Raw genomic sequence first — 14638 nt, forward strand, 5'->3', positions numbered from 1 at the left:
GTAGCATCCGGTGATGTTCGGCAGCACATCGCCGTGAAGGCCGGCCGATCCAGTCAGTACCCAATTGAGGATCTCGATGACATCCATACCGGAGGCGCTGTTGTGGTGCCTCAGCGCAGGTACGGCCGCCGCCGTGGTCCTGGCGGCGCTCTCGATCCGTGCGGGCAGGCAGCGCGCGGACCTGAGAAGGCGCCTGTCCGCCGCTGAGGAACAGAACAGCGCCACGCTCCACAGCAATACGGAGCTGACGGCCCGGCTGCGCGCCACCGAGGCCGAGATCCGGCACCTGGCCGGTACCCGGCTCCCCGATCTGACGCTGGCGCTGGCCCATCCCCATGTGCCCGTTCCGGGACTGCTGGACGCGCGGTTCACCGCGTCGGAGACCGACCAGGCGCTGAACGCCGTACTGGAGCAGGTCAGCGACGCGATCACCAAGGAGCGGGCGCGGGTCGACGCCGCCGCGCAGTCCACCCTCCGCGGGGCGACCACCACCATCCAGGCGCTGCTGTACCAGCTCCAGACGTCGCTGCAGGAGATGCAGCACCGCTACGACGACCCGAACGTCGCCCAGGACCTGCTGAACGCCGACTTCCTCAACGAGCAGGCGTTGCGGCGCGTCCAGGCCACCGGCGTGGTGTGCGGTGCCTGGCCGGGGCTGACCCGTGAGGACTCCTACCTCGCCGAGCTGGTCGTCGGCGCCACGTCCCGGCTGCGCGGTTACGAGCGCGTGAACGTCAGCAACCAGCTGCGTGACCCGATCGCGGTGGTCGCGCGGGCGGTGGAGCCGATCGCGATCGTGGTCACCGAACTGCTGGCCAACGCGCTGCACCACTCGCACCGTGAACTGCCCGTCACCATCACCCTCCAGCAGGGCAACCGCGGCGCCTCGGTCATCGTCGACGACTACGGCGTCGGCATGCACGACGACGAGATCAAGGCGGCGATGGAGCTGCTCGCGGGTGACCAGGACCTGCTGCTGACGCAGCTCGGTGACCCGCCGCGGTCCGGGTTCGCGGCGGCCGGCCAGCTGGTGCGGCAGTACGGCTTCGGGGTGCACGTCGAGCCCTCCCCGTACGGCGGGGTGCGGGCGGTCGTGTACATCCCGGGTGACCCCCTCCTCACCGTCCTCGACGAGAGCACCCAGCCGATGTCCGTGATGGCTCCCATGCCGCACCGTGCCGCGGTGCCGGATCGTTCCGCCTCCGTGCTGCCCACCGGTACGGCGACGCCGCCCCCGGCCGCCGCGCAGCCCGCGCCCGCCGCGCAGCCCGCCCCCTCCTACGAGGCACCGGCCCAGCAGGCCGAGGGCGAACTCCCGCGCCGGCGGCGCCGTAAGCCCGTCTCCGAACCCGACGAGAGTGCCGCGCGCACCGAGTCGGCTCCCGAGCGCTCCCCGGAAGAGACCGGATCGCGCTGGGCAGCGCTCCAGCGCGGCACCGAGTCCGGCCGGGCGGCCGCCCAGTCAGAACCCCCTCGCAGTCCCGAAGGGAACTCCCAGTAATGAACAGCCCCACCCGCCGCCGTGTAGCCGAGGACAAGTCCTGGGTGCTGGAGCCCCTTTTGGAGCTGCCGCATGTGATTCACGCAGCCGTCATCTCCGGCGACGGATTCATCGAGGGGGCCTCGCCCGGCCTGAAGCGGGACTCCGCCGAGGGTGTCGCCGCGATGATGTCCGCGCTCCAGGGCGCGGGACGTGCCGTGACCGCGGCGTTCGCCGAGAAGGACGACACCCGGCTGCGGCAGACCGTGATCGAGTCCGATGAGGGTTTCGTCTTCGCGATTCCGGCCGGCGAGAACACCTGCCTGGCCGTCTTCGCCGGCCCGGAGGTGAACATGGGTGTGGTCGCGCACCATATGCAGGTCCAGGTGACGACCCTGGGCAACAAGGTCATGAACAGCCGGGCGCGGGACCTCGGCAACCCGGCATGACCCCGCGCCAGAGCAGCGGCAGGCGCCTCGTACCGGCCTATCTGGCGACCGGCGGACGCGCCCAGCCCAGCCGTAACACGTTGGACCGGCTCACCCTGCTGCACGGCGTGGGGATGCCGATCACCAGTGAGGTACGCCCGGAGGAGCACCGCATCCTGGAGCTGCTGCAGCCCGGGGCGCTGTCTCTGGCCGAGGTCGCCGCCCACCTTCACCTGCCCGTGAGCGTGGTGAAGGTGCTGGTGGCCGATCTCGTCGACGCCGGGCGGCTGCACGCCCGTGCCCCCATCCCCGAAGCCGAGCAATTCGACCGACACATCCTGGAGAGGGTTCTCGATGGACTCCGCTCTCTCAAGTCCTAGCCCCGGCACCGGCGCGAGCACCGGCAGCATGTACCTCTCCGGCGAGAACCAGACACTGGTCAAACTGCTGGTGGCGGGTCCGTTCGGGGTCGGCAAGACCACCCTCATCCGTGCGCTGTCGGAGACCCCTCCGCTGCACACCGAGGAGGTCATGACCCAGACCGGCGCCGCCGTCGACGACCTCGCCGGGGTCCGGGACAAGACCACGACCACCGTCGCCATCGACTTCGGGCGGCTGACCCTGCCGGGGGACCTGGCGCTGTACCTGTTCGGCACGCCCGGCCAGAAGCGCTTCCGCCCCCTGTGGCAGGACATCGCCCGCGGCGCACTGGGCGCCCTGGTCCTCGCGGACACCCGCCGGCTGGCGGACTCCTTCGAGGTGATGGACATCGTCGAGGAGGCCGGGCTGCGCTACGCGGTCGCGGTCAACACCTTCCCCGACGCGCCCCAGTACAGCGTCGAGAAGCTCCGCGAGGCGCTCGACCTGCACCCCGAGACCCCGCTGGTGATGTGCGACGCCCGCGACCGGGAGCAGTCCGTGGACGCGTTGATCGCGCTCGTCGGGCACGTCCTGGCCCACACCCCCGAGGAGAACCCGAACCCGTGACTTCCCCGCACCAGCCGGGAGCCGCACCGCCACCGGGCTGCCCGGCGCACGCCGCCGCCCCGTACCAGCAGGCACCCGCCGACGCCCACGCGCCGGTGAAGCTCTACGGACCGGACTTCGCCGCCGACCCCCACCGCATCTACGCGCAGCTGCGGCAGTACGGCGCGGTGGCGCCGGTCGAGATCGCGCCGGAGGTGACCGCGATGCTGGTCACCGACTACCGGGCGGCCCTCGACCTGCTGCACGACGACACCACCTGGTCCAAGGACTCCCGTGAGTGGATGACGACCGTCCCCGCGGACTCGCCGGTCATGCCGATGCTGATGTGGCGCCCCAACCTCTTCTACGCGGACGGGCCGGCGCACGTCCGCTACCGGGACGTCGTCGTCGACAGCTTCAAGCTCGTCGAGCCGCATGAGCTGCGGGCCCGTGTGCACCACGCCGCTGACACCCTGATCCAGCGGTTCGGGGCGCACGGCGAGGTCGACCTGATCGCCGACTACGCGCGGCTGATCCCGCTGCTGATGTTCAACAACCTCTTCGGGATGCCCGACTCCTACAGCGACCGGCTGATCGAGGCCATCGCGGGGATGCTGGACGGCACCTCCCCCGAGGAGGCCGCGGCCGCCAACGAGGCGTACACGAACTACATCATGGAGCTGGTCGGCGCCAAGAAGGCCCAGCGCGGCCCCGACCTGACGTCGTGGTTCATGGACCACCCCAACGCGCTCACCGACGAGGAACTGATCCACAACGTCATCCTCACCATGGGCGCGGGCAACGAGCCGCTCGCCAACCTCATCGGCAACGCGCTGTCGCGGATGCTCTCCGACGACCGCTACTACAACACCCTGTCCGGCGGCGCGCTGACCGCGCACGACGCCATCAACGAGGTGCTGTGGAACGACCCGCCGCTGACGAACTACTCCGCCCACTTCCCGGTCCGGGACGTCTTCTTCCACGGCACCTGGGTGCGCAAGGGGCAGCTGGTGATGGTGTCGTACGCGGCCGCCAACAGCCAGTTCGACACCGGGACACCGGGCTCGGGCGGCGGTTCGCACCTCGCCTGGGCGGCCGGTCCGCACGCCTGTCCCGTGAAGCGGCACGCGCTGCTGATCGCCACCACCGCGATCGAGCGGCTCACCGCCTGGCTCTCGGACATCGAACTCGCCGTGGACGCTAGCACGTTGCAGTGGCGCAACGGCGCGTTCCACCGGGCCCTCGTCGCGCTCCCGGCCCGCTTCACCCCGATCACCCCCGACCAGGCAGGAGCAACGCCGTGGCACAACAGGGACAGCAGCCCTTCGTCATCGACCCGGTCGGAAGCGACATCCACGGGGAGGCAGCCCGCCTCCGCGCACTAGGCCCGGTGGCGCGGACCGAGCTGCCCGGCGGTATCGAGGCCTGGACGGTCACCAGCCACACCCTGCTCAAGCAGCTGCTGACCGACGACCGGGTCTCCAAGAACCCCCGGGACCACTGGCCGGAGTGGCAGCGCGAGGAGATCCGCGGCAGCTGGCTGCAGTCGTGGATCGGCGTCACCAACATGTTCACCGCGTACGGCGCCGACCACCGGCGGCTGCGCAAGCTGATCGCCCCGGCGTTCACGGCCCGCCGCACCGACGCCATCCTCCCGCGCGTGGAGAGCATCACCGCGGCGCTGCTGGACGACCTCGCGGCGCACCCCGCGGGCGAGCCGCTGGACCTGCGGGCACGGTTCAACCACCCGCTGCCCCTGCAGGTCATCTGTGAGCTGTTCGGCTTCCCGGAGGGCGAGCAGCGCACCGAGCTCGCCCGGCTCGTCGAGGCGATCATGGACACCACGGCCACCCCGGAGCAGGCCGGTGCCACCGCGGCGGGCGTCCACGCGCTGCTGTCCGGACTGGTCGGCAGCAAGCGGGAGAACCCGGCCGACGACCTCACCAGCCTCCTGGTCTCCGCGCGGGACGACGAGGGCCAGAAGATGACCGAGCAGGAGCTGCTGGACACCCTCCTGCTCGTCATCGGCGCCGGTCACGAGACCACCGTCGATCTCCTCGGCAACGCCGTGCACGCCCTGCTGACCCACCCCGGGCAGCTCGCGCTGGTGCGGTCGGGCGAGGTCTCCTGGAACGACGTCATCGAGGAGACGCTGCGCTGGGCCCCCAGCATCGCCGCGCTGCCGCTGCGCTTCGCGGTGGAGGACATCGAGATCGCGGACGGTCCGACCATCCGCAAGGGCGAGGCGATCCTGCCGGGGTACGCGGCGGCGGGCCGGGACCCCGGGTTCCACGGGGACACGGCCGCCGGCTTCGACGTGCGGCGCCGTCGCCAGGAGCACCTGGCGTTCGGGCACGGCGTCCACCACTGCCTGGGTGCGCCGCTGGCGCGTATGGAGGCCAGGATCGCCCTCCCGGCGCTCTTCGCCCGCTTCCCCGATCTCCAGCTGGCTTCTCCGGCGGAGGAGCTGGAGCCCACGGGTGGTTTCATCTCGGGCGGTCTGCGCAGCCTGCCGGTCCGTCTCGCCCCGGCGTGATCCCGGTGTGAAGCGGGCCTGGACCGGCCCGCCGTCATGGCGCGAGGCCCCGTCACCCTGCCCGGGTGACGGGGCCTCGCGCTGTCCGGACGTCCGGGGGGATGACGGACGCCCGGCCTCCGTCAGGACGGTGTACGGGCCGCGGCCAGCAGTCGGCCGGTCTCGGCGGGGCGCAGCATCAGGGCGCTGCCGACGGTGCTGAGCACCTCGCGTTCGGCGGGGGTGTAGGCGCCGTCGGCGAGGGCGATCCGGGCGCCCTGGAGGAGGAGCGACTCCCGGCCCGCCGGGGCGAGGTGCGGGGCCAGCGGCTCCAGCGCCTCGTGGAGCTCTATGGCCAGCGCGGTGCCGCACGGGTCCAGGCCCCGGTGGCCGCAGTGGCCGCCGGTGACCGCGCCGTAGGTGCCGGTGAGCCGGGCGGTGTCGGCGGCGAGGGCGGCGAGCAGGGTCAGCAGCTCGTCCTCGGAGCAGTCCGCGAAGCCGGCCACGCGGACCGTGTCGACGGCGGTGTCGCGGACCGCGCGGGAGGAGGTGCCGCCGGCGGCCAGCAGCGCGAGGGTGACGGTGTGGACGGCGTCCCGGAGCATCGCCGAGAAGCGGACGGTGGTGGGGTGGTCCAGGGCGTCCGGGCCGAAGTGGCCGTGGCAGGCGGAGCACTCCAGGACGGGGCCGGTGGCGCCGCGGGAGAGGAGCGGGAGGCCGAGGACGGTGAGGCGGCGGCGGCCGGTCCGGCGGAGGTAGTTGCGGTCCCCGCCGCAGTCCGGGCAGAAGAACTCGCCGTCGGCGACGGTACGCCAGGACGTGCGCACGCCCATCACACGCATCTTGCGCATCACGTCAGCCCTCCGTAACTCACCCATGACGCCCGGGACACGGGTGGGAGTCCCCCCATGACCCCCTCGTCGTATGGGACGTGATGTTAGCCACATGTGTGATGCGGCGTCAGCACCTCGTACCGGACAACTGGCCGGATGACGGAGGGCCCCGCCCCCGCGGAAGGCCGGGGGCGGGGCCTGGGGACGCCGTGAAGCGCGTGGCCATGAGGAGGCGGGGTGCGGGTGGGGTGGCCGGAGGGACCGCGCTTGACGGGGGCCAGGCTTTGGCCAAAACCGGTGGGGGCGGCGGGCCGCGCCGGAGCCGCCGTCAGCCGCCAGCCGTCAGCCGTCAGCCGTCAGCCGGACGAGGCCATCAGGGCGCGGGCCACCTGCCGCGTCTGGTTGTCGAGGCCGCGGGCGTTGGGGTGGACGAAGGTGCAGGCCTCGCCGGTGCCGGGGAGGGAGCGGCACTGCTCGTTCGGCGGGTCGGTCTGGTCGCCGTGTCCGGTGAGGTTGTCCTTGACGCCGTACATCCACTTCGCGTCGCCGCTCTCGCACACCCCGTGCGCGGTGCTCGGCCCGTAGGTGTCGACGTAGGTCGCGGCGTGGTAGGCGGCGCGCTTCTCCAGCAGTGCGTTCAGGCGGAGTTCGAGGCTGTCGAGCCAGGGCATGTCGCCCTTCTTGACGGTGCCGAGCTGGTTCCAGCGGCCGAAGGTGCAGCCGGAGTTGTCGGGGACGATGGCCGGATAACCGACGACCGCGACCCGGGCGTGCGGTGCCCGCCGGTGGACCTCCCTCATCATGTGGGCGAGGTCGGTGTCGAGCCGGGTGAACTGCCCCTCCAGCCACTCCTCGCCCGCACCGCCGTTGCTGTAGTGGTCGGTACAGGGCTTCAGCTTGAAGGGGCTGGTGGCGCCGAGTTCGAGGCACTTCTTCACGATGGGCCCGAAGCCGAGGGAGTTGCCGCCGATGCCGACGGTCACGTAGTCGGTGTCCGGGCTCAGCGCCGCGACCTGCGGGGGCAGATCGGACCAGCCGCCCGGGGGCGGGATGGTCGGCGGCCCGTAGATCTTGGACGCCGGCTGGGAGGCCAGGACGCCATCGACCACCTCGGCGGCCCCGCAGGTCACATCCGTCAGCTGGAGTCCGAGCTGTCCGGCGACCTGGTGCGGGTAGTTGCGCCCGGAGCGGCCGCAGCCATCGTGCTCCTCCCAGGGGCGGACGAACACCCCGGCGCTATAGGAGTCGCCGAGCGCCACGTACTGCGGGCGGTCCGCCGTCCGGGCCGGGGTGCCGGACGCCGCCGGGGCGAACGCGGCGGCCACCACGGCCAGCGAGGCCGCCGCCGCGACGGCCAGCCGGGAGAGTGCGGGCATGCCGTATCTGCTCATCTGCACGTCCTTGGTGTCCGCGCCGCGGCCTGTCCGACGAGCGCTCATCACCAAACGTACTGACTCACTTACTCACCGTGACATGAGTGGTGCCCAAACCCCACCTTCAGGTGGCGGGGTCGCACAACGGCGCCCCCGCGGCTCGGAGAGAGCCACGGGGGCGCCGGGGACAGCGTGCGGTGCGGGCGTCAGCGGCCCGCGCGGTTGACGGCGGAGACCACGGCCTTCAGCGAGGCGCGGGTGGTGTTCGCGTCGATGCCGATGCCCCACAGGACCTTGTCGCCGATGGCGCACTCGATGTACGAGGCGGCCAGCGAGGAGGCTCCCTCGCTCATGGTGTGCTCCTGGTAGTCCAGCAGCCGCGCGTCGACGCCGATGCCCTGCAGCGCGTGGAAGAACGCCGAGATCGGGCCGTTGCCGGTACCGACCAGCACCGTCTCCGCGCCGTCCACCTCGGCCTCGACGGTCAGGGTGTCGACGCCGTCCTTGTCGGTGGTGGTCTGGCCGTTCCTGACCTGGATGCGGCCCCAGGGGTTCTCGGGGTTGGGCAGGTACTCGTCCTGGAAGGCCGACCAGATGGCGGCCGGCGTGACCTCGCCGCCCTCGGCGTCGGTCTTCTCCTGGATGATCCGGGAGAACTCGATCTGCATCCGGCGCGGCAGTTCCAGCTTGTGGTCGTTCTTCAGGACGTAGGCGATACCGCCCTTGCCGGACTGCGAGTTGACGCGGATGACGGCCTCGTAGGAGCGGCCGACGTCCTTGGGGTCGATGGGCAGGTACGGGACCGCCCACTCGATGTCGTCCACGGTCTTGCCGGCGGCGGTGGCCTCGGCCTCCATGGCGTCGAAGCCCTTCTTGATGGCGTCCTGGTGGGAGCCGGAGAAGGCGGTGTAGACCAGATCGCCCGCGTAGGGGTGGCGCGGGTGGATCTCCATCTGATTGCAGTACTCGCTGGTGCGACGGATCTCGTCGATCTGCGAGAAGTCGATCTGCGGGTCGACGCCCTGGGAGAACAGGTTCATCCCCAGCGTCACCAGGTCGACGTTGCCGGTGCGCTCGCCCTGCCCGAACAGGCAGCCCTCGATGCGGTCGGCGCCCGCCATGATCGCCAGCTCGGCGGCGGCGACCGCGGTGCCCCGGTCGTTGTGCGGGTGCACGGACAGGCATACGTGCTCGCGCCGGGTCAGGTTGCGCGCCATCCACTCGAAGCGGTCGGCGTGGGTGGAGGGCGTGGAGCGCTCGACGGTGGCCGGCAGGTTCAGGATGATCTCGCGGCCCTCCTCGGGCTGCCAGACGTCACAGACCGCCTCACAGACCTCCAGGGCGAAGTCCAGCTCGGTGTCGGTGAAGATCTCCGGGCTGTACTGGTAGCCGAAGATCGTCTCGTCGCCCAGGATCTTGTCGGCGTACTCCATGACCAGCCGGGTGCCGTCCACAGCGATCTGCTTGACCTGCTCCTTCGAGCCGCGGAAGACGACCCGGCGGAAGGTGGGCGCGGTGGCGTTGTACAGGTGCACCGTGGCGCGGTGGGCGCCACGCAGCGACTCGACGGTGCGCTCGATCAGTTCCTCGCGGGCCTGCGTCAGGACGGAGATCGTCACGTCCTCGGGGATCGCGCCCTCTTCGATGATCGAGCGGACGAACGCGAAGTCCGTCTCGCCGGAGGACGGGAAGCCGACCTCGATCTCCTTGTAGCCCATGCGCACCAGCAGGTCGAACATCTCGCGCTTGCGGGCGGGCGACATCGGGTCGATCAGCGCCTGGTTGCCGTCGCGCAGGTCGGTGGAGAGCCAGCGGGGCGCGACGGTGATGCGGTTGTCCGGCCAGGTGCGGTCGGGGATGTCGACCGCCTCGTAGCGGCCGTACCGGTGGACCGGCATCCCGGAGGGGCGCTGCAGCTGCGTCGCGTTGGTGACCGGGGTGGGACGGCCGACGGCATGGCCTGCGGGGCTCGACGGATTCGTCATGATGCGTAGGGCTCCTCGTATGTCCGCTGGGGGTGCCCCTGCTCCAGAAGAGTCAGGGCGGGGCCGACGGGGCGACAGATCGCAGCACCGAACTCCGCGGGGAGGGGGTCGGCCTACGACTACAGGCCCTCGCCGCGGCAGCTAAGGAGAAGCAGCCCGAAACGCATGATGCACAGCACCCTAACCGAGGTACGCCCTGTCTGGCGGTCGCGTATCAGTATGCGGGACCGGACGGACGTTACGACCTAAATGCGACCAACCACACTTTTACGGGAATCTTGGACGCGGGCAGTGACAGCCGCATTACACAGTGCCACCGTTTGTGCATGGACCTCAACGACGCGCAGTCAGATCCCGCCACCTGCCACACGCCCGTCTTCTGCACGATCATCCCGCCGCACATCCTCGACAACCTGGCCCAGTCGGACGACCCGGAGCGGCACGAGCCCGCCCGCCGCACCCTGGAGCACGACCACGTACGGCGCACCGAGCGCCGCGCGATCGCCGACCGCGGCGGCCTCACCCCCGGCGAGGCCGGCGCCGGGGCCGACAAGCCGAACCGCACCATCTACGACGCCCGCCACCGCGAGGACCTGCCCGGCAAGAAGGTGCGCAAGGAGTCCGACGGCCCCTCCAAGGACGCCTCCGTCAACCGCGCCCACGCCGGCCTGGGCGCCACCTTCGAGCTCTACCTCAAGGTCTACGGCCGCAAGTCCATCGACGGCGCCGGCCTGCCGCTCAACGCGACCGTCCACTACGGCCGGCGGTACGACAACGCCTTCTGGGACGGCGAGCGGATGGTCTTCGGCGACGGCGACAACGACCTGTTCAAGGACTTCACCATCCCCGTCGACGTGATCGGCCACGAGCTGACCCACGGTGTCACCCAGTACACCGCCAACCTCGACTACCAGGGCCAGTCCGGCGCCCTCAACGAGTCGGTCTCCGATGTCTTCGGCGTGCTGATCAAGCAGTACGCCCTCGGCCACACCGCCGACCAGGCCGACTGGCTGATCGGCGCCGACCTGCTCGGCCCGAACGTCACCGGCACCGCCCTGCGCTCGATGAAGGCCCCGGGCACCGCCTACGACGACGACGTCCTCGGCAAGGACCCGCAGCCCGCCGCCATGAAGGACTACGTCAAAACGACCGACGACAACGGCGGCGTGCACATCAACTCCGGCATCCCCAACCACGCCTTCTACCTGGCCGCCACCGCCATCGGCGGCAAGGCCTGGGAGCGCGCCGGGCAGATCTGGTACGACGTGCTGACCGGCGGCGAGCTCGGCAAGAACGCCACCTTCACCGACTTCGCCACGCTCACCGTCAAGGCGGCGCAGGCCCGCTACGGCGCCGGCGACGAGCACGAGGCGACGGTCAAGGCCTGGACCCAGGTCGGCGTCACCACGAAGTAGCGGCGCCGCACCACGCGGGGCGGCGGGATTCGGCAGCGCCTTCCGCCCCGCGCACGATTACCGTGGCCATACGGGGTAGGAGTCCGTCGAAGACGTCGGAGGAGTCCGATATGCGCATTCACGTCCATCGCACCGGAGGCTTCGCGGGCGTCGACCGCCGCGCCGAGGTCGACACCTCGGGCCGCCCCGACGCCGATGACTGGCAGGACCTGGCCCAACAGGCCGTCGCCACCGCCCGCACCGAACCCCCCGTCGGGGTCCCGGACGGCTTCAGCTACCAGATCACGGTCGACGGCCGCACGGTCTACTGCTCCGACCCGCGCCTCACCAAGGAACAGCGGTCACTGATCACGAAGGTGATGAAGGAAGGGGCGTAGCCGCCTCCGGAGATCTCGCGGGGCCGTCCGGGTCAACTCCCGGGCGGCCCCGCCCTCTTGACACCGTTACCGCCGGTTACAAAGATCCGGCGCATGACGACCGAACCGGTGCCCGCCCCGCTGCCCCGCTTCCCCCGTGACTTCGTGTGGGGGGTGTCCACGTCCGCCGCGCAGATCGAGGGGGCGGTGACCGACGGCGGGCGCGGGCGGTCCGTGTGGGACGTGTTCGCGGCGGAGGCGGGGCGGATCAAGGACGGGTCGGACGCGCGGGTGGCGACCGGCCACTACCACCGGTACCGCGAGGACGTGCGGCTGCTGGCGGAGCTGGGGGTCGGCGCGTACCGGTTCTCGGTGGCCTGGCCCCGGGTGGTGCCGGACGGCGCCGGGGCGGTCAGCGCGGCCGGGCTGGACTTCTACGACCGGCTGGTGGACGCGCTGCTGGCGGCGGGCGTCGCGCCGGTGCCGACGCTGTTCCACTGGGACACCCCGCAGGCCCTGGAGGACCGCGGCGGGTGGCTGGTCCGGGAGACCGCCGAGCGGTTCGCGGCGTACGCGGACGCGGTGGCGGAGCGGCTCGGGGACCGGGTGCGGCGCTGGATCACGCTCAACGAACCGGCCGAAGTGACCTTGCTCGGCTATGGGCTGGGCCAGCACGCCCCGGGGCGGCAGCTGCTGTTCGACGCGCTGCCGGCGGCACACCACCAGCTGCTGGGGCACGGCCTCGCCGTACAGGCGCTGCGGGCCCGCGGGGCGACGGACATCGGCATCGCCAACTCGCACGGGCCGACCTGGACGGCGAGCGTGTCGGAGGCGGACACCGCGGCGGCCGGCCTCTACGACCTGCTGCTCAACCGGCTGTTCGCGGAGCCGGTGCTGCTGGGGCGGTATCCGGACGAGGAGCTGGCGGCCCTGCTGCCGGGGCCGGTCGCCGAGGATCTGAAGGTCATCGCGCAGCCGCTGGACTGGTACGGGATCAACTACTACCAGCCGACGCTGGTGGGCGCCCCCGGGGCCGGGGGGACTGCCGCGGCCGACTTCGGCGGCATCCAGCTACCGCCCGAACTGCCCTTCGCGCCAAGGGAGATCGAGGGCTATCCGCGGACCGACTTCGGCTGGCCGGTGGTGCCGGAGGCGCTCACCGAACTGCTGCTGTCGTTCCAGGAGCGCTACGGCGACCGGCTGCCGCCCGTCGTGATCACCGAGAACGGGTGCTCCTACGAGGGCGTCGAGGACCGGGAGCGGATCGCGTTCCTGGACGGGCATCTGCGGGCGCTGCACACGGCCATGGCGGCCGGGGTGGACGTGCGGGGCTACTTCGTGTGGTCACTGATGGACAACTTCGAATGGGCGGAGGGGTACGCCCGCCGGTTCGGGCTGGTGCACGTCGACTACACGACGCTGGAGCGGACGCCCAAGGCGTCGTTCCGCTGGCTGCGGGACGCCCTCCGGGAGCAGGCCAGGGAGTGAGCCGCCCCACGGCTCCGGAGGCGCTCACGGAGCCGGCGGAGCGGGCCGGGCGCGGGTGGACCGCCGCGCTCTCGCTGGCCAACGGGGCGGTCTGGGTCGGGTGGTACGGGCCGCTGCAGATCCTGCTCGCCCTCCAGGCCGCGGAACTCGCGCCGCCCGGCACCGCGAAGGAGTCGGTGCTGGCGTGGGTGACGGGGGCGGGCGCGGTCGTCTCGATGGTGGCGAACCCGCTGTTCGGGGCGCTGTCGGACCGTACCGCCTCGCGGTTCGGGCGGCGTACCCCCTGGGTCCTCGCGGGCGTCCTGGGCGGGGCCGGGGCGCTGGTGCTGCTGGCCGGGGCGGACACGGTGCCGCAGATGGCGCTGGGGTGGTGTCTGGTGCAGCTCACCCTCAACGCGGCGTTCGCCGCGGTCACGGCGGCGGTGCCGGACCGGGTGCCCCAGCGGCAGCGCGGGGCGGTGGGCGGCTGGGTGGGCGCCGCGCAGATCCTCGGGGTGGTGACCGGTACGGGGCTGGCGACGCTCGCGGGCGGGGTGGTCGCCGGCTATCTCGCCTGTGCCGGTTTCGCGGTGCTGGGCACCCTCCCGTACGTGCTGCTGCACCGGGACCCGGTGCTGCCGGCCGGGCGGCGTCCGGCGGGCGGCGCACGGGCCCTGCTCGCCGGGTTCCTGATCAGCCCGCGCCGCCACCCCGATCTGGGGTGGGCCTGGCTGACCCGGTTCCTGATCAACCTCGGCAACGCGCTGGCCCTGCTGTACCTGCTCTACTACCTGCGCGACGTGCTGCACCGGCCGGACCCGGACGGCGGGGTGCTGGTGCTGACCGCCGTCAACGCCGTGACGCTGCTCGGCACCGTCGTCGTCGGCGGCCTCTGGTCGGACCGGGTGGGGCGCCGGAAGCCGTTCGTGCTGTGGGCGGGCGTGCTGATGACGGTGGCGACCGTGCTGCTGGCCGGGTGGCAGACCTGGCCGGGCGCACTGTGCGCCGCGGCGCTGCTCGGGGTCGGCTTCGGTGTCTTCACCTCGGTCGACTTCGCGCTGATGACGGAGGTGCTGCCGGCCGCCGCCGACCGCGGCAAGGACCTGGGCGTCATCAACGTCGCCAACGCCCTGCCGCAGGTGGCCGCCCCGGTACTGGCCGCCCCGATCGTGCAGCACCTCGGCGGCTACCGGGTGCTGTACGGCGTCGCGGCGGCCGTCGGGCTGCTGGGGGCGCTGCTGGTGCGCAGGATCAGGGGGGTGGCATGAGGCCGGGCGGGCGGGCCGCAGCTCCAAGGCGGAGCACGTCACCCAGTTGTGGGTGACATCGCAGTCGCCCTGCCCCTGCCCGGACCATGCCGGGCAGGCCGACGATCGAGTCGATGAGTCCGACGCCGTGGCCCGGCTGACGCAGCCGTCCTTCGCTCCGGCACCAGGCGCCGCGCCCGGTCGGCCCTGCCCGCGACGGCCCGCTCACCTGGCACATTTGCCGCCCACTTAAAGACATCGCGGCCATACGGCCCTGAGGGCAGGATGAAGCCGTTCCACTCCGGTTCCTGAGCATGTGGCCCCCACCGTCCTGTCCAGGCGTTTGCCCCGTCCGTGTCGAACCCACCTCGATGTCCGTGGGTCCTCGGACGTCCGTCGGCAGACCCGCCGTCCACCACTCGTGACCACGGCTTAACCCGGAGTACCGCCGTGCGGCACCACCAGCATGGCGTCCGATCTTCCTGATGCGCAGGTCAGACGAGCATGGAGGCAAGACCATGTCCGAACAGAGACAGGCCCGCCGAATCTCCCTGTTCGACTCCACGCTGCGCC

13 protein-coding genes are annotated in these 14638 nt (G+C 71.7%); 10 read left to right on the forward strand and 3 right to left on the reverse strand.

All coding sequences use genetic code 11. The features are described from left to right. The first annotated feature begins 76 nt into the window (after positions 1-76). The 6 genes from ACWC9R_RS02405 to ACWC9R_RS02430 are packed head-to-tail and all read left to right on the forward strand — an operon-like array spanning position 77 to position 5410. Positions 77-1501 carry an ATP-binding protein gene (locus tag ACWC9R_RS02405; protein ID WP_450728218.1) on the forward strand — a complete coding sequence of 475 codons (1425 nt, stop codon included), beginning with the start codon at positions 77-79 and terminating at the stop codon, positions 1499-1501. Next, positions 1501-1929, forward strand: coding sequence for a roadblock/LC7 domain-containing protein (locus ACWC9R_RS02410; protein ID WP_362606293.1), 429 nt, complete (start codon positions 1501-1503; stop codon positions 1927-1929). The genes ACWC9R_RS02405 and ACWC9R_RS02410 overlap by 1 nt, the downstream gene beginning before the upstream one ends. Then, the gene (locus ACWC9R_RS02415) at positions 1926-2288 is read left to right on the forward strand and encodes a DUF742 domain-containing protein (RefSeq protein WP_362606290.1); all 363 of its coding nucleotides are present in this window, start codon (positions 1926-1928) and stop codon (positions 2286-2288) included. The genes ACWC9R_RS02410 and ACWC9R_RS02415 overlap by 4 nt, the downstream gene beginning before the upstream one ends. A gap of 28 nt (positions 2289-2316) precedes the next feature. After that, positions 2317-2895 carry a GTP-binding protein gene (locus ACWC9R_RS02420; RefSeq protein WP_450728221.1) on the forward strand — a complete coding sequence of 193 codons (579 nt, stop codon included), beginning with the start codon at positions 2317-2319 and terminating at the stop codon, positions 2893-2895. Then, a complete protein-coding gene (locus ACWC9R_RS02425; protein ID WP_450728223.1) occupies positions 2892-4259 on the forward strand; it encodes a cytochrome P450 in 1368 nt (455 codons plus the stop codon). Before ACWC9R_RS02420 ends, ACWC9R_RS02425 begins: the two co-directional genes overlap by 4 nt. Next, positions 4175-5410 (forward strand): cytochrome P450 family protein, encoded by a 1236-nt coding sequence (locus tag ACWC9R_RS02430; RefSeq protein WP_450728225.1) that lies wholly within the window; start codon positions 4175-4177, stop codon positions 5408-5410. The genes ACWC9R_RS02425 and ACWC9R_RS02430 overlap by 85 nt, the downstream gene beginning before the upstream one ends. Positions 5411-5532: 122 nt before the next feature. Here ACWC9R_RS02430 and ACWC9R_RS02435 read toward each other — a convergent pair whose 3' ends face one another. The 3 genes from ACWC9R_RS02435 to leuA form a co-directional block, all read right to left on the reverse strand. Next, positions 5533-6240 carry a TerB family tellurite resistance protein gene (locus ACWC9R_RS02435; RefSeq protein WP_450728227.1) on the reverse strand — a complete coding sequence of 236 codons (708 nt, stop codon included), beginning with the start codon at positions 6238-6240 and terminating at the stop codon, positions 5533-5535. A gap of 338 nt (positions 6241-6578) precedes the next feature. Next, positions 6579-7613, reverse strand: a complete 1035-nt coding sequence (locus tag ACWC9R_RS02440; protein ID WP_450728229.1) for an SGNH/GDSL hydrolase family protein — start codon at positions 7611-7613, stop codon at positions 6579-6581. Between the two features lie 188 nt (positions 7614-7801). After that, positions 7802-9580, reverse strand: coding sequence for a 2-isopropylmalate synthase (leuA, locus tag ACWC9R_RS02445; RefSeq protein WP_450728231.1), 1779 nt, complete (start codon positions 9578-9580; stop codon positions 7802-7804). A gap of 326 nt (positions 9581-9906) precedes the next feature. Between leuA and ACWC9R_RS02450 the strand changes: the two genes are divergently transcribed. The 4 genes from ACWC9R_RS02450 (at position 9907) to ACWC9R_RS02465 (ending at position 14086) form a co-directional block, all read left to right on the forward strand. Further along, positions 9907-10995 (forward strand): M4 family metallopeptidase, encoded by a 1089-nt coding sequence (locus ACWC9R_RS02450; protein ID WP_450728233.1) that lies wholly within the window; start codon positions 9907-9909, stop codon positions 10993-10995. A gap of 110 nt (positions 10996-11105) precedes the next feature. Next, positions 11106-11372, forward strand: coding sequence for a protealysin inhibitor emfourin (locus ACWC9R_RS02455; protein WP_450728235.1), 267 nt, complete (start codon positions 11106-11108; stop codon positions 11370-11372). Between the two features lie 93 nt (positions 11373-11465). After that, entirely contained in the window at positions 11466-12839 is a 1374-nt protein-coding gene (locus tag ACWC9R_RS02460) for a GH1 family beta-glucosidase (protein ID WP_450728237.1), read from the forward strand. After that, the gene (locus tag ACWC9R_RS02465; protein WP_450728239.1) at positions 12836-14086 is read left to right on the forward strand and encodes an MFS transporter; all 1251 of its coding nucleotides are present in this window, start codon (positions 12836-12838) and stop codon (positions 14084-14086) included. Before ACWC9R_RS02460 ends, ACWC9R_RS02465 begins: the two co-directional genes overlap by 4 nt. Positions 14087-14638 lie beyond the last annotated feature (552 nt).

The sequence above is a fragment of the Streptomyces sp. NPDC001219 genome (assembly GCF_053597915.1).